The organism is Pararhodobacter zhoushanensis (genome assembly GCF_025949695.1).
In the GTDB taxonomy this organism is placed as follows: Bacteria; Pseudomonadota; Alphaproteobacteria; order Rhodobacterales; family Rhodobacteraceae; genus Pararhodobacter; species Pararhodobacter zhoushanensis_A.
Genome location: NZ_JAPDFL010000001.1, coordinates 1,873,019 through 1,893,225, shown reverse-complemented (window position 1 = coordinate 1,893,225; position 20,207 = coordinate 1,873,019). Strand labels below are relative to the sequence as shown.

The window sequence follows — 20,207 nt, the reverse complement described above, 5'->3', positions numbered from 1 at the left end:
GCCCCCGCGCCGGGGGTTTTGCGTTTAGCGGTGCTCAGCCGCGGCACTCGTCGGCAATCTTGTCCACCGCGCGCTCGGCCGCATCCTCGAACGGCGACAGGACCAGCGTCGCCCCCAGCACGCGGGCCGCGTCGGCCTCGGACCGGTGGTTGACTGTCACCGCGACCGCGCCGGTATAGCCCGCATCGCGGAGCGATTGCAGGAAGGCGGGATGCGGATCAGCCTGCGCCAGCGCGCCCCGGATCGGCGGCACGGTCGAGATCACCGCGCGCACCCGGCGCAGTGGCAGATGAGCGATGAACTCAGGGTCCGTCGCGTCGCCAAAGCGCGCGTCCAGCCCCAGCGCACGCCAGTGGCGCAGCGCCTCGGGGTCGAAATCGACGCCCAGCAGGCGAAACCCGCGCGCCTGCAACCCCTGCCCGATGCGCTGACCATAGCGCCCCAGCCCCAGAATCACCACGTCATAACCCCGGCCCGGCTGGTCGGGGCTGTCGCCCTCTTCCTCGCGCGTCATGTCGCGGCGCTCGAACCGTTTGAGCAGCGGCTCGGCCAATGCCAGCAGGCTGTGCGAGGACGCGATGCCATAGACCGACAGCGCGATGGTGATCAGCGCGACCAGCGTGATCAGCGCGCCCGTCCCCTCTTCGACATGCCCGGCCGCCACGCCCATCGCCAGAAAGATCAGCGAGAATTCCGAGATCTGGCCCAGCGTCACCCCGGCCAGAAACCCGGTGCGCGTGCGGTAGCCCAGAAACCGGGTCAGCAGCAGCACGATCACCGGCTTGCCCAGCAGCACAAAGGCCGAGAACAGAAGCGCAGGCAGAATCTGCGCGCCAAGGCCTCCCAGATCGACCCCGGCGCCAAGGCTGAGAAAGAAGAACAACAGCAGAAAATCGCGCAACGGGGCCAGCCGCGCGCCGATCGCATCGCGGAACGGGGTCGAGGCCAGTGAGATCCCGGCGGCCAGCCCGCCCAGCTCCTTGCCCAGACCGATCTCATCGCCCAGCGCGGCAAATCCCGCCGCCCAGCCGACGGCGAAGATCACCACCAGTTCGGGCGCGCGGGCAATGCGCGACAGCAGCGGCGCGGCCAGCCAGCGCACAAAGACCCAAACCACGGCCAGCATCCCCACGGCACCGCCCAGCATCAGCAGCGGATCGCTGGCATGCGCCGCTTCGCCTGCGCCGCCCAGCGCCGCGACCAGCACCATGGCTGCGACCACCGCGATATCCTGCACGATCAGGATACCCAGCGCGATGCGTCCGTGCAGCGCGTCGATCTCGTGCTTGTCGGACAGCAGCTTGACGATGATGATCGTCGACGAAATCGCCAGCGCCATGCCGATATAAACCGCCGCCAGCAGGTCATACCCCAGCGCCAGCGCCAGCGCGCCACCGATCACGCCGGTCAGTGCCATCTGCCCGACACCCGCCGCCACCGCCACTCCGCCGAGGTTGCGGATCAGCCCGACGTCCAGTTTCAGCCCGACCAAAAACAGCAAGACGGCGATGGAAATCTGGCTGAGCAGGGCGATGAAGGCCTCGGACTGCACCAGCCCCAGCACATCCGGCCCGGCCAGAATGCCGGTGGCGATGAACGCCACGATCAGCGGTTGGCGCAGGGCCAGCCCGATCAGGCCCAGCCCCGCCGCCATCAACACCAACAGAGCGATCTCAAAGAAGACCGGCGCGAGGGAGGTATCGTGCATAAAATCCTCAGCGCGCGGCGCTTAACACGGCCGAGGCCGGGGCCAGCGCGACACCGCTGCGCCCGCGCCCTTGGGCGAAATCGGCAAGCTCGGTCATCAGGCCGCGATCATCGGCGGATCCCGCGATCAGGATACCGGGACGGCGCAGGGCCTCAAACGCGGCGCGGTCGATCATCCGGCGGACGGCAATCTCGCTTTGCCCGGCGCTGTCGATCTCACGGTACACTGCCACCGCCGGCAGGTCGCTGTCTTCAGCCGCTTGCAGGAACGCATCCAGCCCCCCGCGCAGCGCAATCGCCGCGTAGCCATCCACCGCCAGCATCGCCGTCAGATCGCGGGCCAGCGTCGGGTTCGCCCCCACGCCGTTCAACGGCACGTCCATCAGCGCCACGGTTTCGGGGAAATCGCGCATCCACGCGTCCAGAATCACCGTCAGGTCCGCAGGCGTCGCCAGAGCGGGCATCCGCGCGGCCAGCAAGGCGATCTCGTACCCGGCGCTGCGGTATTCGGCAGCGCGGCGCGGCGCATCCGCGTCATAAGGATCCAGCGCGACCGTAACCGGCACCCCCAGCGCCAGAATCGCGGATTGCGAGGCGGCACTGTCGGTCAGCACCACGCCCAGCGGGCGCTCGTCACCGCTGATCGCCGGCTGCGCGGCGAAGCGTTGCGCGGCGGACAGGCCGGGATCGGCAGGATCCGGCGTCGGTTCGGCGGTGGATCCCTCGGGCACCGGCGCACCGATGCGCGCCAAGCGGCCGACGGTCACGCCTTCGACCTGACGCGGCGCGGAATCGGCCGTCGCACCCCGGCGCACGGCAACCTGCGGCGTTCCGGTGGGCATGGGCTGCACCGGGGGGCGCTCGATCGCAAAGCCGGGCGCGCGCGGCAGCAGCGGCTCGGACAGCGGGACGCGGGCAGCCGGAACGGGCGCGAGCGGGGACTGGCTCTCGGCCGGGGCGGTGGGCTCAGGGGCCGGTTGCGGGACGGGGTCAGCCGTCACGGGCGGTTCAGGCTGGGGCATGGCGGGCGCGGTCGTGTCGGGGAGCGCGCGCTCGACAGTAGAACGCTCGGTCGGCACAAGGGCGCTGCGCGCCTGAGCCAGCGCTGTCCCGGCCTGCGCAAGCGGCGTGGCATCAGCGGCAGGCGCCGTCACCGCGCCGGGGGTGTCGGTTGCCCCTGCGGCAAGCGGCGGGGCGTCGGCAGCAGAGGGCAGCGTGACCACCGGCGATGGCCCCGTTTCAGACGCAGCGCCCATCGGCTCAACAGGGGCGGGCTCGACAACCGGTGCTTCGGCTTCAGCGGGGGCGCTGTCGGGCTGTGCGTTGGCAGCGGACGCGGGTTGCGGATCGGGGCGGTCGGTATCGGGCAGCGGCGGGGTCAACGCCGTGCGCGGCGCGGCGGGCGGGTCTTGCACACGTGGGCTGGCATCCGCCGGAGGCGTAACACTCGGGGACGGCTCGGGCGCTGTCTCGACCGGCGTTGCCTGCGTCGCGGGGTCCGCAGGCGCAGGATCGAGACCTTCAGACTCCGCCACCAGATCGTTCGAAGGCACAGGATCCACGCTCTGTGTGGCAGGCTCTTGCGCCGTCGCCTCGACAGCGGGACCGGCGGGCGCGGGCGTGTCACCGGTCACGGATGGCGCATCGGGGGCAGCCGTCGCGGGCACCAGATCCACCTCGGCCTGACGCTCGGCCTCGACCTGCGCGGGGCTGGGTTGCAGCCTGCCCGGCGCGTCAACCGGCAACACGACCGAAAGCACAACGAACCCCAGCCCGAAACTGCCCAAGCCAACGACGATTCCCTTGATGAACCCGCTCATTCGCCCCTCTTTTTGTTTGGTCTCAGCCTGCCCGCTTGCCCCCTTATACTGCGTCAGCGCCACGCGTGCACCCCTGCCGTCGCGCACAGAGCACCGCTTACACGGGCTTGACCCCATGCGGCACGCGGTTGCATGTAAGGGACGCCCCAAAACGCCCGGATCCGCGCCATGTTGCTCCTGATTGATAACTACGACAGCTTTACCTACAACCTCGTGCATTATTTTGGCGAACTCGGCGCCGAGGTGGTGGTCAAGCGCAACGACGCGCTGGACGTCCAGCAAGCCATGGCGCTGAACCCCTCGGCCATCGTGCTCAGCCCCGGCCCCTGCGACCCCGATCAGGCGGGGATCTGCTTGGCCCTGGTCGCCGCCGCCGCCGAGACGAGAACGCCGCTGCTGGGTGTGTGCCTTGGCCACCAGACCATCGGACAGGCGTTTGGCGGCAAGGTGGTGCGCGCGGGCGAGATCGTGCATGGCAAGATGGGCACCATTCACCACGCTGACGGCGGGGTCTTCGCGGGCCTGCCCTCGCCGCTGGAGGCGACGCGCTATCACTCGCTGATCGTCGAGCGCAACAGCCTGCCCGACTGCCTTGAGGTCACCGCCTGGCTGGAAAGCGGCATGATCATGGGGCTGCGGCACCGCGAGCTGCCCATCGAGGGCGTGCAGTTCCACCCTGAAAGCATCGCCTCGCAACATGGCCACGCGATGCTGAAAACGTTTCTTGAGCGCGCGAAGGTTTCGGCATGAGCAGCATCAAACCCCTGATCGCCACCGCCGCCGAGCGGCCCCTGACCCGCGCCGAGGCCGAGCAGGCCTTCTCGATCCTGTTTGCGGGCGATGCGACCCCGGCGCAGATGGGCGGGCTGTTGATGACCCTGCGCACGCGCGGCGAGACCGTGGATGAATACGCCGCCGCCGCCGCCGTGATGCGCGCACGCTGCGTCAAGGTCCGCGCGCCCGAGGGGGCGATGGACATCGTCGGCACGGGCGGTGACGGCAAGGGCACGCTGAACATCTCGACCGCGACAGCCTTTGTGGTTGCCGGTGCGGGGGTTACCGTGGCCAAGCACGGCAACCGCAACCTGTCGTCGAAATCGGGCGCGGCGGATGCACTGGGCGCGCTGGGGATCAACGTGATGGTCGGTGCCGCCGAAGTCGAGCGTGTGATCCGGGATGTCGGCATCGGCTTCATGATGGCGCCGATGCACCATCCGGCGATGCGCCACGTCGGGCCAGTGCGGACCGAACTGGGCACGCGGACAATCTTCAACATCCTGGGGCCGCTGACCAACCCGGCCGGGGTCAAGCGGCAGCTGACCGGGGTCTTCGCGCCCGCGCTGGTGCGCCCGATGGCCGAGGTGCTGCTGGCGCTGGGGTCGGAAAAGGCGTGGCTGGTGCATGGCGGCGACGGCACGGACGAGCTGTCGATTGCCGCGCCCTCGATGGTAGTGGCGCTGGAGAACGGTGCGCTGCGCGAGTTCACTGTGCACCCCGAGGATGCCGGGCTGCCGCTGCATCCGTTCGACGATCTTCTGGGGGGCGACCCGGCCGAGAATGCAGTCGAGCTGAAAGCGGTTCTGGCCGGTGCCGGGCGACCTGCCTACCGCGACGCCGTGCTGCTGAACGCGGCGGCGGCGCTGATGGTGGCCGACAAGGCGACGACGCTGAAAGAAGGCGTCGCCATGGCACGCGAGAGCATCATGTCGGGCGCGGCGGCGGCCAAGGTCGCGGGACTGGCACGGCTGGTGCCGATCGGGTGAGGGCGTGGTGGGGCCAGCCCCACACCCCGCTCAAGGGGCGCACGCGCCCCTTGAGAATCCCCGTGGATATTGAGAAGACAGATGATGGGCGCACAGTTCATTTTCTGACATTTCGCGGCAAATCTGGTGCCGATTCATCAGGCAGAATGTTACTTTTCCGACTTTAGCAGCGGTAACAGGTGCGTAACCTCAGGCGCGCCGGCGGCAAATGTCAGACAATCAACCAATCATCTTTCCTGCGTCGCCAAGCGTCTCATAGTGCCGCTGCAACCGCAGCAGCGCAATGCGCAGAACGATCTTGCCCGAGCGCGCTGACCAGCCCATGTGGCGCTCGGCGGTCTCTAACCCCTCCATGAAACAGCAGCAGCGCAGGGCCATATCGGCCAGTCCCGGCCCCAGTTCCGCCAGCGCCATCAGCACCCGGTTGCGGGCACCCGACGCACCCCGGCTGCTGCCGCCGACCGATTTTTGCGGACCGGTCAGCAGCCGCTCCCAGTCCTGCGTCACGCGAGGGCCGGTCTGCGCGGTCTCGAAATCTTCCCGCAGGCGTTCGGCGGCGGCGACCAGATCGGGCGTCAGGAAGGGCTTGCCGTCCTTGTCGCGCCGCCGGGCAAGCGCCGTCACCGGCGATTCCACGGTGATCGGGCGGGTGCCCCGGCACTCGTCATCCTCGGACGCGCGCAGCGTTGACGCCTGAGGGTCATCGCCCTGCACCAACCGCCGCAACGCTGCACGCCCCGTGGTGGTGAGTTCGTAGCGCAGCACCCGGCCTGCCTGCACGCAGGCGATCCAGTCGCGCAGTGCAAAGGCTTCGGCCACCGGGCGGTCGAGCACCGCCAGCCGCACCGTACCCGACGCCCCGTCCCGCAGAACAACCGCGCGCTCCATGTCCGGGGCGACAACCAGCAGCGCGCCCTCCTCGGCCAGACGGGGAAGAACCCGCCGCGCCTCGGCATCCAGCGTTTCTTCGCAAGGCGGCGGCGGTGCATCGGGACCGCCGTCGCCGATCAGGGGCAGCCTCGTGTCGCTCTGGCGCAGCCGCCCCAGCGCGCACTCCACCAGCAGATCGTCGCGGCGGTTCTCGAACCGGCGCACCTGACGCAGCACCGTCGAGGCATGCACCCCTTCGGCCCGGGCGATGTCGCGCAGCGAACGCCCGCTTTCGGTATGCGACAGATACAGCCGGACGGCCGAGGGCACCCACTCGGGCAGATGCGTGATCGGCGAAAGATTGGCGGTCATCGGATCCCCTTTGGCCATGGTGCGACCCCGTCCTTCCGACGGGTGGCCAACGCGACAACCTCGGTCCTCCTCGGAAAAGCACGTTTCGATAACGTCAACATTCTCAACCTATGACCCACTTTGTTACCGGATCGTTAACCTTGCAGCCGGTTCACTGTGCGGCCCAACCTCAAAGGAACGTTGAACGGACCGCGCGGTGCTGGGCACCGCAACGCAACACCCACAAGGGTCGTGAGATGATCGGGGCGTCACTTTTCCAACCTTCGAAAGGAATCGCCCATGACCTGCACCCCCGTGACTCGATCCTGATGGTCCTGTCCGAGCTGACCACTATGCGCCGTCCGCAACTGCTGATGCGCACGGCGCGTCATGGCGCCATGGACTATGTCCGCGAAACCGATCTGCGCCGTATCCTGCGCCTGCCCGCCACGCCGCCCCCCGGCGTGGCGACGCTGCGCCACCTGATCGCGCTGGAGGCACAGCACGATGACCTGCGCACCCGCGCCCCCCACGAAGCGGGCAATCCATGGCGCGCGCCACGTCACGTCGAGGTGCTGATCGCGCTGATCGCCGAGGCCCGGCTGCTGGCACAGGCCGCAACACCCTGAGCCGGTCGCTTTCCGCCCTGCCCGGGTCGCTTGCCCCCTTTCGGCTGCGCGGCGTCACGCTATGGTGCAGCTCAAGTTAGGCGGACAGGACATTCCCATGGCAAGCGACGCGCTGGTGATCTTTACCCCCTCGGGCAAGCGGGGGCGGTTTGCGGTGGGGACACCCGTGCTGACAGCGGCGCGGCAACTGGGGGTCGATCTGGACTCGGTCTGCGGCGGGCGCGGGATTTGTTCCAAGTGTCAGGTCTCGCCCGGCGTCGGAGCGTTCCCCAAGCACGGCGTCACCGTCGCCGCCGATGCGCTCAGCGACTGGAACGCGGTCGAGCAGCGCTACAAGGACAAGCGCGGCATGCTGGACGGGCGGCGGCTGGGCTGTCAGGCCAAGGTCATGGGCGATGTGGTCATCGACGTGCCGCCGGAAAGCCAGTTGCACCGGCAGGTGGTGCGCAAGGCTGCCAGCGCGCGGGTGGTGCAGATGGACCCGGCAACGCGGCTTTACTACGTCGAGGTGGCCGAGCCCGACATGCACGAGCCCTCTGGCGATCTGGAGAGGCTGGCGCTGGCGCTCAAGGACCAGTGGCAGATTGAGGCGATCGAGGCCGGACCGTCTGTGTTGCGCAAGCTCCAACCCGTGCTGCGCAAGGGCAAATGGAGTGTGACAGCGGCGGTGTTCCGCGACCATCACGGCGGTGCCGCAAAACTTCTCGACGTGTTCCCCGGCTTTTATGACGGCCCTCTGGCAGGGCTTGCGATTGATCTGGGATCGACCACGATTGCCGCGCATCTGTGCGATCTGCGTGACGGGCGGGTGCTGGCGTCGGGCGGGGTCATGAACCCGCAGATCCGCTTTGGTGAAGATCTGATGAGCCGCGTTTCTTATGCGATGATGAACCCCGGCGGCGATGTCGAGATGACGGCATCGGTGCGCGACGCCTTGAATGCCTTGGCAATTTCCGTGGCGGCAGAGGCGGTGATCGACCCGCGGGCGATCATGGAAACCGTCGTTGTGTGCAACCCGGTGATGCACCACCTGTTTCTGGGCATCGACCCGGTTGAGCTGGGTCAGGCCCCGTTTGCGCTGGCCACGTCGTCGTCGCTGTCGCTGCCCGCGCGCGATCTGGGTCTGAGCGCCATCAACGCCGAAGCGCGGCTCTACACCCTGCCCTGCATCGCCGGGCATGTCGGCGCGGATGCCGCCGCTGTGGCGCTATCCGAGGCACCGCAGTTGCGCGACGAGCTGGTGCTGATCGTCGATGTGGGCACCAATGCCGAGATCCTGCTGGGCAACAAAAAGCGGGTTCTGGCCTGTTCCTCGCCCACCGGACCGGCGTTCGAGGGCGCGCAGATTTCCAGCGGCCAGCGCGCGGCCCCCGGGGCCATCGAGCGGATCGAGATCGATCCTGAGACCAAGGAACCTCGCTTTCGCGTCATCGGCAGCGACCTGTGGTCGGATGAACCCGGCTTTGCCGAGGCCACCGCGCATACCGGGATCACCGGCATCTGTGGGTCGGGCATCATCGAGGCGGTGGCGGAACTCCGCATGGCCGGGATCGTCGATGCGGCGGGCCTGATGGGCGCTCCGGCGCAGACCGGCACCGAACGCAGCGTGGCCGAGGGGCGCACCTATTCCTACCTGATCCACGATGGCAGCGCGCAGAACGGTCCGCGCATCACCGTCACACAGGGTGATATCCGGGCGATTCAGCTGGCGAAATCAGCGCTTTATGCGGGCGCGCGCCTGCTGATGGATGAGATGGGCGTGGACCATATCGACCATGTCGTGCTTGCCGGAGCCTTTGGCGCGCATATCAGCGCCAAGCATGCGATGGTGTTGGGGATGATCCCCGATTGCCCGCTGGACAACGTCACCAGCGCGGGCAATGCCGCCGGAACCGGCGCGCGGATCGCGCTGTGCAACATCGCGGCGCGGGCCGGGATCGAGGCGCAGGTCAAGCAGATCCACAAGGTTGAAACCGCGATCGAGCCGCGCTTTCAGGAGCATTTCGTCAACGCTTCGGCCATGCCGCATGCAGTGGACAGCTTCCCGCATCTCAGCACGGTCCTGACCCTGCCGCAGGTCAATCACAACATGGGCAGCAGTGGCGATGGCGGCGGTCGGCGGCGGCGGCGCTGATCAGCCGGGCATCCCCAGCGACTCGGCGGTCCAGATGCCATGCTGTGACATCAGGTCGGCAGCACAGCCCATGTCCAGCGCGACACGCCCGTCACCATCGACGCTGAGTCGGGTCAGATCGGCGGTGCCACCGACGTTGCGCCGTCCGGGTGGCAGGATGCTTGCGTCGACCCAGATGGCCGTGCCGCCGAGTTCGAGCATTCCCGACAGCCAGACGTCATCGACCGGCCACCATCGGCCCGGCCCTTCGGCAAGTTGCGGCGCAAAGAAGGACGGGCGCACCATCACGCCGCACCAGCCGCCCAGCAGATCGGCATAGCCGCTCTTGCCGACCAGCGCGACAGGCGGCCCGTCGCCGTAGCCCTGCCTTGCAAAAATCGGCGCCACGACAGTGGGGGACAGGCGACGCATTCGGGGCATGCGGTCATCGCGCAGCCGCGGCCCTTGTGCGCGGCCCGGCAGGTGGCGCCCCAGTGCAGCCAGGGCGTCACCGGGGCGCTCGCGGCGCAATGCCTTGAAACGCCGGTGCCAGTCGGGTGCATAGATCGAATCGTCATCGCAAAACAGCAGATCCACGGCCTCACCGGCACGCTCGAGCGCGGCGGGAACGACCTTGGTCGCCGGTCCCCAGTCACGCGCGCACCGTCGAATGGTGACGCCCGCTGGCAGGGTGGGCAAACTGCCGTCCCATTTGGGGAACCGGGAATAGGTTTCCGGTATCCACAGCTCGACCGGCGCGGGCACATCTTGCGCCACAAGGCTGGCGAGCGTGGGACCAAGCGCCCCGAAACGGGGCGGGATCGTGGTCAGCGTAATGACACTGGGGGCGTCAGGCATCCCGGTTAGAAGCGCAGGCCGAAGGCCCCGCTCACTTGCCCATCTTGCTGAGCTTGGCTTCCAGTGCGGCCAGCTGACGGCGGATCGCGCTGAGGTCTTCGTCGGCGCTGTCGGTCGAGGCTTCGGCCTCGGCCTCACCCTCGGCAAAGCCGGGGATCTTCTGCCAGCCGACCATCATCTGCTCCATGAACGCCTGCTGCTGACGCTGCATCGCGTCAAAGCCGGGCATCTTGGACATCTGCGCCATCATCGGGTTGATCGCGGCCAGTTTGTTGGGCCCTTCGCGCAGCATATCGAACGACATTGCCAGAAACTGCGGCACGACGCTCTGCGCCTGCGCGGTATAGCTGCGCACCAGATCGGTCAGCACATCCAGCGGCAGGACATTCTCACCACGGCTTTCATGCTCGGCAACGATCTGCAGCAGGTATTGGCGGGTCAGGTCATCGCCTGTCTTGAGATCAACGATCTGCACTTCGCGCCCGGCACGAATGAACCCGGCGATATCCTCTAGGGTAACGTAATCGCTGCTTTCCGTGTTGTAGAGGCGGCGCGAGGCATAACGTTTGATCAAGAGCGGCTTTTCGGTCTCGGACACGGCTGTGCTCTCCATTCATATTGCGTTGCAGCAAGACTAGACCGCGAAAACCATTCAGGAAACAGGATTCTTGTCTGTAGCGTCGAAAGACGCACAGCAAATGGGCAGGGTTGGTCCGGGAAAGCCTTGGGCGCGCATTCGCGGTGCCAACTCTCCCTCAGGCAGCAAAAAAGGGCGAGCCGAAGCTCGCCCTGTTGACCATCCGAGGGGAGGAACCCGGTCGGTCAAGCATTGGTCTGGCAGACCCAGGGGTCCGCCCTTCCCGCTTACTTCGCAGCAGCGCCGGCTTTTTTGGCGGCAGCGGTGACTTCGTCGGTCGCTTTTTTCGCAGCGGCGGTCATGTCGGTGGTCGCTTTCTGCACAGCAGCAGTGGCTTCAGCCGACATGTCTTTGCCAGCGGCGAGCATCAGCTCGACGGTGTCCATCTGAACGCGCTTGGCGATCTCGGCGAAAGCCGACATGTGCTCGGAGGCCATTTCAGCCGAGGCCGAGGCGAAATCGGTGTAGGCTTTGGCGTAGTCGGCGGGCTCGGCCTTGACGGTCGAGACTTCGCCGATTTTGGCGAGGGTCGACTTGGTCCATTTGGTCGAGACTTCAGCCGACTTCTCGGCGGCTTCCAGCACAACTTTGCTCATCTTCTCGCCCAGAGCGGCCTGGGTTTTGAACGCGTCCTGCATCGCTTTGGTGTCGACCGGGAAAGCGCCCATCATGTCTTGCATGGATTTGGTGAAATCGTTCTTGGTCATCGCACGTCTCCTGTTTCGCGTCCCGAACCATCCCGGGGTTTTGCGTATGAGGAGACTATGGATGCTGCAGCGCAGAAAATCAAGATATTTATGCTGCGCCGCAGCATTTCCTCTAAGCGATTGATCAGGCGTCGATATTCGACAGCACATAGGTTCCGGGTGCAGGCTCCATCGCCGAATCACCCAGAGAGCGAGCAGAAATCAGCTTGCCCGACCGGCTGCGCAGCCACTCTTCCCAGCGCGGCCACCACGAGCCCTGATAATATTCGGACTGCGCCCGCCATGCCTCGGCATCGCCATCGACCGGCGCGTCCGAGGTGTAATGGCCGTATTTCTTCTTGTTCGGCGGGTTGATGATCCCGGCGATATGGCCAGACTCGGACAGGATGAAGGTCTTGTTCGTCGACCCCATCTGCCCCACGCCCCGGAAGCTGGAACGCCAGGCGGCGATATGGTCCGTCTCGCAGGCGATGGCACAAAGCGGCACTTTCACGCCCGAGATATGCAGCTTTTCGCCCAACAATTCGAACCCGCCGTCGCACAGCTCATTGCGCTGGCACAGCGCGCGCAGGTATTCGACCGTCATGCGACCGGGCAGATTGGTGCCGTCGCCGTTCCAGAACAGCAGATCGAAGGCGGGCGGGGCCTCGCCCATCATGTAGCTGCGGATCGCAGGCGCATAGATCAGGTCGTTCGAGCGCAGATAGCTGAACGTCTTGGTCATGTAATACGAGCGCAGATAGCCCGAGAGCTTCGCCTCGGCCTCGATCCCGTCGACGAAATCATCCTCAAGGAAGACGCCCACCTCTCCCTGATCCGAAAAATCGGTAAGCGTGGTAAAGAAGGTCGCCGACTTGATCGACTTGTCCTTGCGCTTGTCCATCAAAGCCAGCGTCAGGCTCAGCGTGGTGCCCGCGATGCAATAGCCGATCACGTTGATCGCCTTGACGCTGCACAGCTCTTTCACCTTGGCGATCGCTTCCAGATAGCCCTGCTCGACATAGGTATCCAGACCGACATCGCCAAAGCTGGCATCGGGGTTCACCCAGCTGACCACGAACAGCGTATAGCCCTGATCGACGATCCACTTGATCAGGCTGTTCTGCGGCTTGAGGTCCATGATGTAGAATTTGTTGATCCACGGCGGGAAGATAAGCAGCGGCGTTTCGTGGACTTTTTCGGTCGTGGGCTTGTACTGGATCAGCTCGAACATGCGGTTGCGGTAGACCACCGAACCCTCGGTCGTGCCGATATTGCCGCCGACCTTGAACGCGTCGCGGTCGGCCAGCGTGACCAGCAGATCGCCCTTGTTGGCCTCGATGTCGCGCACCAGATTTTCCAGACCCTTGACCAGAGACTCACCTTCAGTCTCGACCGCTTTCATCAGCGCATCGGGGTTGGTGCCCAGAAAGTTGGTCGGCGCCATCATGTCGATGATCTGCTTGCCGAAATACTCCAACCGGCGCTTTTCGCGCGGCTCGATGGTGTCCAGCTCGTCAATCGCCGACTGGATCGCCGCCGAGGACAGCATGTACTGCTGCTTGATGTAGTTGAAATAGGGATGCGTCTTCCACAGCGGGTTGGTGAAGCGCTTATCGTCGGGGGTGTGATCCTCAGGCGCGGAAAGCTGACCGGCGCGCAGGGCCTCTTGGGCTTCAACGAAATGCTTGAGCGTCTTGCCCCAATAGCCGACCTGCTGCTCCAGTATTTTGGACGGGTTCTGCACCATCTCGGTCCAGTAGGCCGAGGCCGCTTTCATATAGAGCGAGGGGTCTGGCGCTTGCAGGTCGGGGCGCTGCGGGCTCTGCTGGGCAAACCCCGCAATCAGACGTTGCGTCAGCGTCTCGATGCGCGCCAGATTGGCGTTCAGGGCCTCAAGTCCCTCTGAATTTTCGTATTCAGAAGTTGCCATTGTATGTCTCCCCCCTAAACTACTGCAGTGCAGCATAGTTCAGCTTGTCTGACAGCATAGCCCGGCGCCAACAGTGTTGAAACCCCGGAATCTGTGCAGACATCCGGCGAAATCGCGGAGATTCCGATGAAGCAGATGGCGACATACGACCTGATGGAGACGATGCGGAACACCAACGAATGGCTTGGTGCCTCTGCGCGTGCGATGGCGTCATATCCGGTGTTTGGCATGGTGCCAAATCCGATGGTCGAAATGATTGCGGCCTGGGGCAAAGTCACCGAACGCAGCTTCGCCCGGATGGTGACCAAACCCGCCTGGGGCATCGGTTCGGTCGTCGGTGAAGATGGTCGCGACCACATGGTCGAACCCAAGGTCGAGATCGCGCGCCCCTTCGGTGATCTGGTTCGTTTTCATATCCCCAACCGTCCCGAAAAAGCCCGCCGCATCCTGCTGTGCGCGCCGATGTCGGGCCATTACGCGACACTGGTGCGCTCGACCGTGACCAGCCTGTTGCCCGACGCCGAGCTGTGGGTCACCGACTGGCACAACGCCCGCGACATTCCGGTGTCCGCCGGCAAGTTCGATGTCGAGGACTACACCCAGTATCTTGTCGATTTCATGAAGCACCTCGGCCCTGACACCCATGTCATCGCCGTGTGCCAACCCGCGCCTCTTGCGCTGGCCGCAACGGCGATGCTGGCCGAAGAAAGCCCTGATGCCCAGCCGCTGACGCTGACGCTGATCGGCGGTCCGATCGACCCCGACGCCGCAGCCACCGACGTGACGGATTTCGGGCGTCGCGTGACCATGGGCCAGCTGGAAGACATGGCGATCCAGCGCGTCGGCTTCAAATATGCGGGCGTGGGCCGTCTGGTCTATCCGGGTCTGTTGCAGCTGGCCGGGTTCCTGTCGATGAACCTTGACCGCCACACGCAGGCATTCACCGACAAGATCACCGCCGCCGCGCGGGGTGAGGACAGCGAGAGCGATCAGCACAACCGCTTCTACGACGAATACCTCGCCGTCATGGACATGACGGCCGAGTTTTACCTGTCGACCGTCGAACGCATCTTCAAAAACGGTGAGATCGCCAAGAACGCCTTTGAAGTGAACGGCAAGATGGTCGATATCGGCAAGATCACCAATGTCGCGGTCAAGGTCGTCGAAGGCTCCAAGGATGACATCTCGGCCCCCGGCCAATGCCTCGCCGCGCTGGCGCTGCTGACCGGCCTGCCGGACGCGTTGAAAGCCCAGCATCTTGAAGAAGGCGCAGGGCATTACGGCATCTTCGCCGGGTCGAGCTGGCGCAACAACATCCGCCCGCTGGTGTTCAACTTCATGGACACCCATGCCGAGCGTAAGGCCAAGAACGCCAAAGCGGAACCGGCAGTTAAACTGGCGGCCTCGAACGTCTGATCCCGGTGTTACGGGATTAATGCGGCCCTGCCCCTGCGGCGGGGCCGTTTGCGTTTCAGCCAAAGCCCGCTTCGGCTTTGCCGGGCGACAGCCTGAGCAGCCGCGAGTCACGCACCGCCGCCGTGCGGTGCTGCGCGGCCTTTTGGTAGTCAGCGTCACGGATCATATCGATGAAGGCCTGTCCGGTGGGATAGACGGCGATGAACGCCTTGTCCCAAACATCACCCTGCGGGCCGATCAGCATCAGCTCGGGCTTGCCGCTCCACAGGATGCTGCCCCCCAGCCGCTGAAAGATCGGCCCGCTTTCACGGGCATAAGCGGCATAGGCCTCGGCGCCCGTGGCCTGCCGCCCGTCGTCGTAAACCGCCTGTTCGCGCAGGCGGACGAGGTTGAGCATATGGATCGGCTGATCGCGCGGCAGATCCTTGAACAGGGAGAAACGGGCGCGGTCGGGGTTGGTGTGTTCTGTGTCCATCGCGCCAGCCTAGTCCCCGGCCCCCGCGCCGCGCAAGCTCAGGCGTTGAGATCCTTGAGCAACCGCCCGTGTTTGCGCACCTCGGCAACGACCTGCCCGAACGTGTCGAACCCGCGGGCGCGCAGCATCGGCACCAGCTTCAGGAACGCCTCGGCCGTCGCCACCGTGTCGCCGATGGCGGTGTGACGCGCCTCATCGGGGATGGTGATGCCCAGCCGGGCCGTCAGCGCATCGAGCGAATGCTGTTCCAGCTGGCCGTACACCACCGCCGACAGCAGCACCGTATCCAGAATCGGATGGTCGAACACCTGCCCGATCGCCGCCTCTTGCCGGCGCAGAAACGCCATATCGAACGGCGCGTTATGGGCTAGCAGCACGGCGCCCTGCGCGAACTTATGGAACTGCCGCCCGGCCTCGACCACGTCCGGCGCGCCGACGACCATGCTGTCGGTGATCCCGTGCACATCGGTCGAAGACGGCGGGATCGGGCGGCCCGGGTCGACCAGCGTATCGAACACCTCACTCTCAACCCGCCGCCCGTTGACCAGCCGCACCGCCGCAATCTGCACGATGCCATCGCTTGCGGGGTTGAGGCCGGTGGTTTCGGTGTCGAACACCACCACCGTCAGGTCTTCCAGCCGCGTCTCCGCGACAGCGGCGGTACGGGCCTTCGACAGCAGGTCGAAATCATAAACCACAGCGCGGCTGATCGGCGGCGGGCGGCGACCGGCGCGGCGGGCGGCGCGGATCGGCATGACCACCGCGTTGCAGCCGTCGCCGCTTTCCGGCCACGCCTCGGTCCCATGCGCCAGCAACACTGCGCGCGCCGTCAGCTCGCCTGTGTCGCGGCCCAGCGTTCCCGCCAGCCAGCCGTCCAGCCGGCCCACGGACAGCGGCGCGCCCTGCCAGCACAGGCGCATCACCGCGCCGGGACCATCCTCTTCCGCGATCTCGATGCGGAACGCGCGCGCCAGCCCCTCACCGGCGATGCGCCCCGCCAGCCAAGCCCAGAACGCCACGATCTCGAACCCGTCGAGCTGCACAATCAAATCAAGGCTCTGCGTCTCCAAGGCGAACCCGTCTGCCTGAAACCGCCCCTTGAGCCCGTCGAGCAGATCGCCCGAGCGCGTGTTGCCCAAGGGCCGCCAGTCGGTCTGGATCGCGTCATAGCGAGCGCCCAGCTCGGTCACGGCTTCGGTCAGGGCCGCGACCTCGGACAGCAGCGCGGTGCGCAGATCGGGCGCGTCGCCGTCGCCTTCCAGCTCGGCCATCACACCAATCACCGTCTGCAAATTCGCCGCCGGACGGCGCACGCGGTCGAACACATCGGCCAGCAACGCGTCGCGGCTGGTGTGGGCGGCGATGTCGGCGGTGACGTCGCGCAGGGTCAGCACATAGCCGGGTGCTACGCCCTCCTCGCGCCGCCTGAGCACGCGCATCCGCCCGGCCAGCAGCCGCGTGCCGTTCGCCGTGGCGCAGAGCAGGTCTGAGGCCATGTCAGGATCGCCCGCCCCGGCCAGCCGGTCATAGGCGTGACGGATCGGCCCTTCGCGCAGGTAATCCAGCAGGTTACGGTCCAGCCCGGGTGCCGTCCCACCGCCCAGAATATCCACCGCCTGCCCGTTGTAGAACGCCAGTTGATGCTCGGCGGAGCACAGGAGCACCGCGACGGGGACATCGGCCAGCAGTGTCTCCAGCCGGGCTTTTTCCGCCGCCAACCGTGTTGTTTCTCGCGCGACGGATTCAGCCAGCGCGCTGCGGGTTTCGATCAACGCGCGGCTGACGGCCTCTGCCGCCGGGGCCAGATCGCCCAGATAGCGCGCAGCGCGGGACTCGGTTTCCAGCCCGTGCTCGATGCCCGCATGTGCCCGCGCGCGGATCGCCGAGGCAAGCTGATCAATCGCCCGCGCCACGTTGGTGTCGAACAGGAACCAAACCCAGACCACCAGTCCCAGGATCGCAAACCCGGCGACCAAAGCGCCCTGTACCACCTCGGGCGCCGCGTTCCCCGAATTCCGCAGCGCCACCCACAGCCCCGCCGCAACGGCCGCCACCGCGCCCAGAGCCAGCAGCCCAAAGAACAACAGGATCCGCAGGCGCAGGCTGAGTCGGTCAAGCATGCCGTGCGGCACCCGGTGGCAGAGTATCCAGCGCCGGCTCCCCGGCCAGTATGCGCCGGACCTCGGCCCTCAGCACCTTCAACTCGAACGGTTTCGAGATGAACCCGTCGGCCCCCATCGCCAACCCCTTGCGCCGCTCCATCGCCGAGCCGCGGGCGGTCATCATCAGGATCTTCACCCCGTTCAGGCCGGGGTCCATGCGCACGTTCTGGCAGATCTCATAGCCCGACACCTCAGGCAGCATCACGTCCAGCAGCACCAGATCGGGCTGCGTTTCACGGATCAGCTCGACCGCGCCCGCGCCGGTGGCGATGCGGGTCTGGTCATAGCCTTCGCGAGTCATCAGATAGTCCAGCGCGATGGCGATGTTGTCCTCGTCTTCGACGACCAGAATGCGCTTACGCGCCGCTTGCGCGCCCATCATTCCCCTCCTCGACCGCCGCGCAGGCCGTGCGCAGCACCGGGTTGTCAGCGTCCAGCGGAAACCACTCGGCCCCCTCAAGCGTTCCGTCGGCATTCATCGCGACACCCTCGACCACATCGGCGCGGGCGTTGTTGACGCAATCATAGATCACCACCACACCGCGCGTCGGCTCCCAGCGGCCGATGAACACCACCTGCGTCATCACCATGCCGGGCTGGTCGGGATGCGTGCGGGTCTCGGCCAGATTGATCGCCGTCATCCGCGTCACCTGCGGCCAGATAAAGGTCCAGGGCCGGTAGAACACCGCCTCGCCATTCTCGCTGGCCAGCGCCAGCTGCGGCTGCGCGGTGATCGTGCGCGAGGGCCATGTGTATTCGGCCCAGATGGTGAACGCGACCATCCCGAAGGCCACCGTCGCCGGATAGATCCAGCGGTCGATGCGGTTGCGCAGGATCAGCCGGTTGACCAGCAGCACGATCCCCATCAGGCCGAACCCCGTAGCCAGTGATCCGACGAAGTCGATCAGCATTCAGCCTCTCCCTGTTTATCCCAGTGCGCCGCTGCGTTGTCCCAGCGCCGATTGCATTGTGCGCACGACGACGAAGGCGTCGCGCAGGTGGCTGCGTTCAAAATCCGACAGATCCGAAGGCGCCAGAAAATTGTCCGGCTTGCGCCCGGCCTTGACCAAAGCGGCCTGATTTTCCAGCCGCAGGCGGGCAATCAGGTCATAGGCCTCGATCAGGTCGCGCGCGCCGGAAACCGAGACGATGCCGACCGCCTCGGCCGCCTCGATCCGGGCGCGGGTGTTGACCTCGGTCAGTTGCCCCGACAGCGCGTAGATCCGCGCGATGTCGGTGACCGGCACGACGCCGTTGTGCTTCATGTCGATGTGGTTCTTGTGCTCGCCCGAGCGGATCGTGGCAAAGCCGCGCAGCAGGCCCAAGGGCGGCTGGTGCTTGAGCGCGTTGGAAATCATATGGGCGACGAAGATCGAGTTCTTGGCGGCCTTGGCCAGGGTCTCGTCCTGCAGATCGCGGAACAGCGACACTGTGCCGCCGATGGGCCGCAGGTCGAACATGACCGAGGCCAGCATCTGCGCTTCGGGGCTGGGGGTGTCGATCCAGCCTTGGAAATACTGCCGCCACACGCGCTTGGGCTGGCACCAGCGGTCTGCCGTGGCCATCATGTCGCCGGGGCAATAGACGTAACCCGCCTTGTCCAGCCCGTCCGAGACAAAGCGCGCCAAGGCCTTGAAATAAAGCCGGTCTTCCGCCGTCGCGGCATCGTCAAGGATCAGGCAATTGTCCTGATCCGACACGCCGGTCTGCTCTTGCCGCCCCTGAGAGCCACAGGCAAGCCACAGATAGGGTACGGGCGGCGGGCCAAGCTTGGCTTCGGCCAGTTTCAGCAGGCGGCGGGTGACGGTGTCGGCGATGTCGGTGATCAGCCGCGTGACCACCTCATGCGCGTTGTTGGCCGCAATCAGATGCATCAACAGGCGCGGGATGCGGGCGGTGACCTCGGCCATTTCCTCAGGCGTCTCGCAACTGGCCGCATCACGCACCAGCTGGGCCGAGCTGACGGCCTGAAAGCGGGTCAGGTCGGTCTGCGTGACCATCCCCTTGAGCGTGCCGTCCTGTACCACCGGCAGATGTCCCACGCGGCGTTCCAGCATCATGTGCAGAATGTCCGACCCCAGCGCATCGGGCGTCAGGGTCAACGGATCGCGGGTCATGATCGTGCCCAGCGGCGTGTCGCCGGGCAGCCCCTCGGCCAGCACACGTTCGGTCAGGTCGCGGGTGGTGACCAGCCCCAGAAGCGCCTGTTCGCGGGTGACGGCGATGCTGCTGATATGGCGCGCGCGCATCAGCTGGGCGGCTTGGGTGACGGTAGCCTCGGGCGGGAGCGTCACCGGGGTGCGGGCCATCAGATCGGCGACCTTGAGCGTGGTCAGATCCGTGCCCCGCGTCTCGATGGGCCGCGAGCGGTTGAAGAACCGCTCGAACGACGGGGAGGTGGCGATCAGGTGGCGCAGCTCGGCGGCGGGCAGAACCAGCACGACCGAGGGCACAACGGCGCTGGCCGTGGTCATCGCCAGCCCGTCGCGCAGCAAGCCCCGCTCGCCAAAGGAATTGCGCGGGCCAAGGATCGACACCAAAGCGCCGTTGCGGTCGCTGACTTCGACCGAGCCGCGCTTGATCAGATACAGACCCAGGATCGGCTCGCCCACGGCGTAGATCTGATCCCCGGCAAGATATTCCCTGCGGCCAAAAGAGCGGGCGACACGCGTCAGCTCGTCTCGCGGCAGGCTGTCATAGGGGTGCACGGACTCGAGGAAGGCGAGGATCGTTTCGATCTGGCTATCCATGGCTGCACCCGACTGCGAGAGAGGATGGAGGGGCGCA

General features: G+C 66.1%; 17 protein-coding genes. 5 read left to right on the top strand and 12 right to left on the bottom strand.

The genetic code is table 11. The features are described from left to right. Nucleotides 1–34: 34 nt before the first annotated feature. Nucleotides 35–1,708, bottom strand: a complete 1,674-nt coding sequence (locus OKW52_RS09435) for a cation:proton antiporter (protein WP_264505469.1) — start codon at nucleotides 1,706–1,708, stop codon at nucleotides 35–37. A gap of 7 nt (nucleotides 1,709–1,715) precedes the next feature. After that, complete coding sequence (locus OKW52_RS09430) at nucleotides 1,716–3,527, bottom strand: divergent polysaccharide deacetylase family protein (protein ID WP_264505468.1); 1,812 nt, start codon at nucleotides 3,525–3,527, stop codon at nucleotides 1,716–1,718. Between the two features lie 168 nt (nucleotides 3,528–3,695). Between OKW52_RS09430 and OKW52_RS09425 the strand changes: the two genes are divergently transcribed. Together OKW52_RS09425 and trpD are read left to right on the top strand one after the other, a co-directional pair. Continuing rightward, nucleotides 3,696–4,277, top strand: coding sequence for an anthranilate synthase component II (locus OKW52_RS09425; RefSeq protein ID WP_264505467.1), 582 nt, complete (start codon nucleotides 3,696–3,698; stop codon nucleotides 4,275–4,277). Continuing rightward, entirely contained in the window at nucleotides 4,274–5,290 is a 1,017-nt protein-coding gene (trpD, locus tag OKW52_RS09420) for an anthranilate phosphoribosyltransferase (RefSeq protein WP_264505466.1), read from the top strand. The genes OKW52_RS09425 and trpD overlap by 4 nt, the downstream gene beginning before the upstream one ends. A gap of 219 nt (nucleotides 5,291–5,509) precedes the next feature. Here the strand turns inward: trpD and OKW52_RS09415 are convergent, their stop codons facing one another. After that, nucleotides 5,510–6,532, bottom strand: coding sequence for a DUF6456 domain-containing protein (locus OKW52_RS09415; RefSeq protein WP_264505465.1), 1,023 nt, complete (start codon nucleotides 6,530–6,532; stop codon nucleotides 5,510–5,512). Between the two features lie 236 nt (nucleotides 6,533–6,768). Here OKW52_RS09415 and OKW52_RS09410 point away from each other — a divergent pair, with 236 nt between their 5' ends. Beyond that, a complete protein-coding gene (locus OKW52_RS09410; RefSeq protein ID WP_264505464.1) occupies nucleotides 6,769–7,140 on the top strand; it encodes a DUF6477 family protein in 372 nt (123 codons plus the stop codon). A 97-nt stretch (nucleotides 7,141–7,237) separates the two neighbouring features. Further along, nucleotides 7,238–9,274 (top strand): ASKHA domain-containing protein, encoded by a 2,037-nt coding sequence (locus OKW52_RS09405; RefSeq protein WP_264505463.1) that lies wholly within the window; start codon nucleotides 7,238–7,240, stop codon nucleotides 9,272–9,274. On the opposite strand, the gene OKW52_RS09400 is transcribed toward OKW52_RS09405, so the two are convergent. The 4 genes from OKW52_RS09400 to phaC form a co-directional block, all read right to left on the bottom strand. Beyond that, nucleotides 9,275–10,111, bottom strand: coding sequence for a glycosyltransferase family 2 protein (locus tag OKW52_RS09400; RefSeq protein ID WP_264505462.1), 837 nt, complete (start codon nucleotides 10,109–10,111; stop codon nucleotides 9,275–9,277). Between the two features lie 31 nt (nucleotides 10,112–10,142). Continuing rightward, complete coding sequence (gene phaR / locus OKW52_RS09395) at nucleotides 10,143–10,709, bottom strand: polyhydroxyalkanoate synthesis repressor PhaR (RefSeq protein ID WP_127104515.1); 567 nt, start codon at nucleotides 10,707–10,709, stop codon at nucleotides 10,143–10,145. Between the two features lie 266 nt (nucleotides 10,710–10,975). Continuing rightward, the gene (locus OKW52_RS09390) at nucleotides 10,976–11,455 is read right to left on the bottom strand and encodes a phasin family protein (RefSeq protein WP_264505461.1); all 480 of its coding nucleotides are present in this window, start codon (nucleotides 11,453–11,455) and stop codon (nucleotides 10,976–10,978) included. Between the two features lie 124 nt (nucleotides 11,456–11,579). Then, nucleotides 11,580–13,367: a class I poly(R)-hydroxyalkanoic acid synthase gene (gene phaC / locus OKW52_RS09385; protein ID WP_264505460.1), complete on the bottom strand. Its 1,788-nt coding sequence runs from the start codon at nucleotides 13,365–13,367 to the stop codon at nucleotides 11,580–11,582. 126 nt (nucleotides 13,368–13,493) lie between these two features. Here phaC and phaZ point away from each other — a divergent pair, with 126 nt between their 5' ends. Next, nucleotides 13,494–14,783, top strand: a complete 1,290-nt coding sequence (phaZ, locus tag OKW52_RS09380; RefSeq protein WP_264505459.1) for a polyhydroxyalkanoate depolymerase — start codon at nucleotides 13,494–13,496, stop codon at nucleotides 14,781–14,783. A 55-nt stretch (nucleotides 14,784–14,838) separates the two neighbouring features. On the opposite strand, the gene OKW52_RS09375 is transcribed toward phaZ, so the two are convergent. Genes OKW52_RS09375 through OKW52_RS09355 form a run of 5 tightly spaced genes read right to left on the bottom strand, consistent with a single transcriptional unit; the run spans nucleotide 14,839 to nucleotide 20,170 of the window. Then, on the bottom strand, nucleotides 14,839–15,258 hold the full coding sequence (locus tag OKW52_RS09375; RefSeq protein WP_264505458.1) for a DUF1330 domain-containing protein: 420 nt from the start codon (nucleotides 15,256–15,258) through the stop codon (nucleotides 14,839–14,841). 38 nt (nucleotides 15,259–15,296) lie between these two features. Further along, nucleotides 15,297–17,378: a 3'-5' exonuclease gene (locus OKW52_RS09370; protein WP_264505457.1), complete on the bottom strand. Its 2,082-nt coding sequence runs from the start codon at nucleotides 17,376–17,378 to the stop codon at nucleotides 15,297–15,299. After that, entirely contained in the window at nucleotides 17,371–17,802 is a 432-nt protein-coding gene (locus tag OKW52_RS09365) for a response regulator transcription factor (RefSeq protein WP_406622213.1), read from the bottom strand. The genes OKW52_RS09370 and OKW52_RS09365 overlap by 8 nt, the downstream gene beginning before the upstream one ends. Further along, complete coding sequence (locus OKW52_RS09360) at nucleotides 17,777–18,331, bottom strand: hypothetical protein (protein ID WP_264505455.1); 555 nt, start codon at nucleotides 18,329–18,331, stop codon at nucleotides 17,777–17,779. Before OKW52_RS09360 ends, OKW52_RS09365 begins: the two co-directional genes overlap by 26 nt. Nucleotides 18,332–18,346: 15 nt before the next feature. After that, the gene (locus OKW52_RS09355; RefSeq protein WP_264505454.1) at nucleotides 18,347–20,170 is read right to left on the bottom strand and encodes a DUF294 nucleotidyltransferase-like domain-containing protein; all 1,824 of its coding nucleotides are present in this window, start codon (nucleotides 20,168–20,170) and stop codon (nucleotides 18,347–18,349) included. Nucleotides 20,171–20,207: the final 37 nt, after the last annotated feature.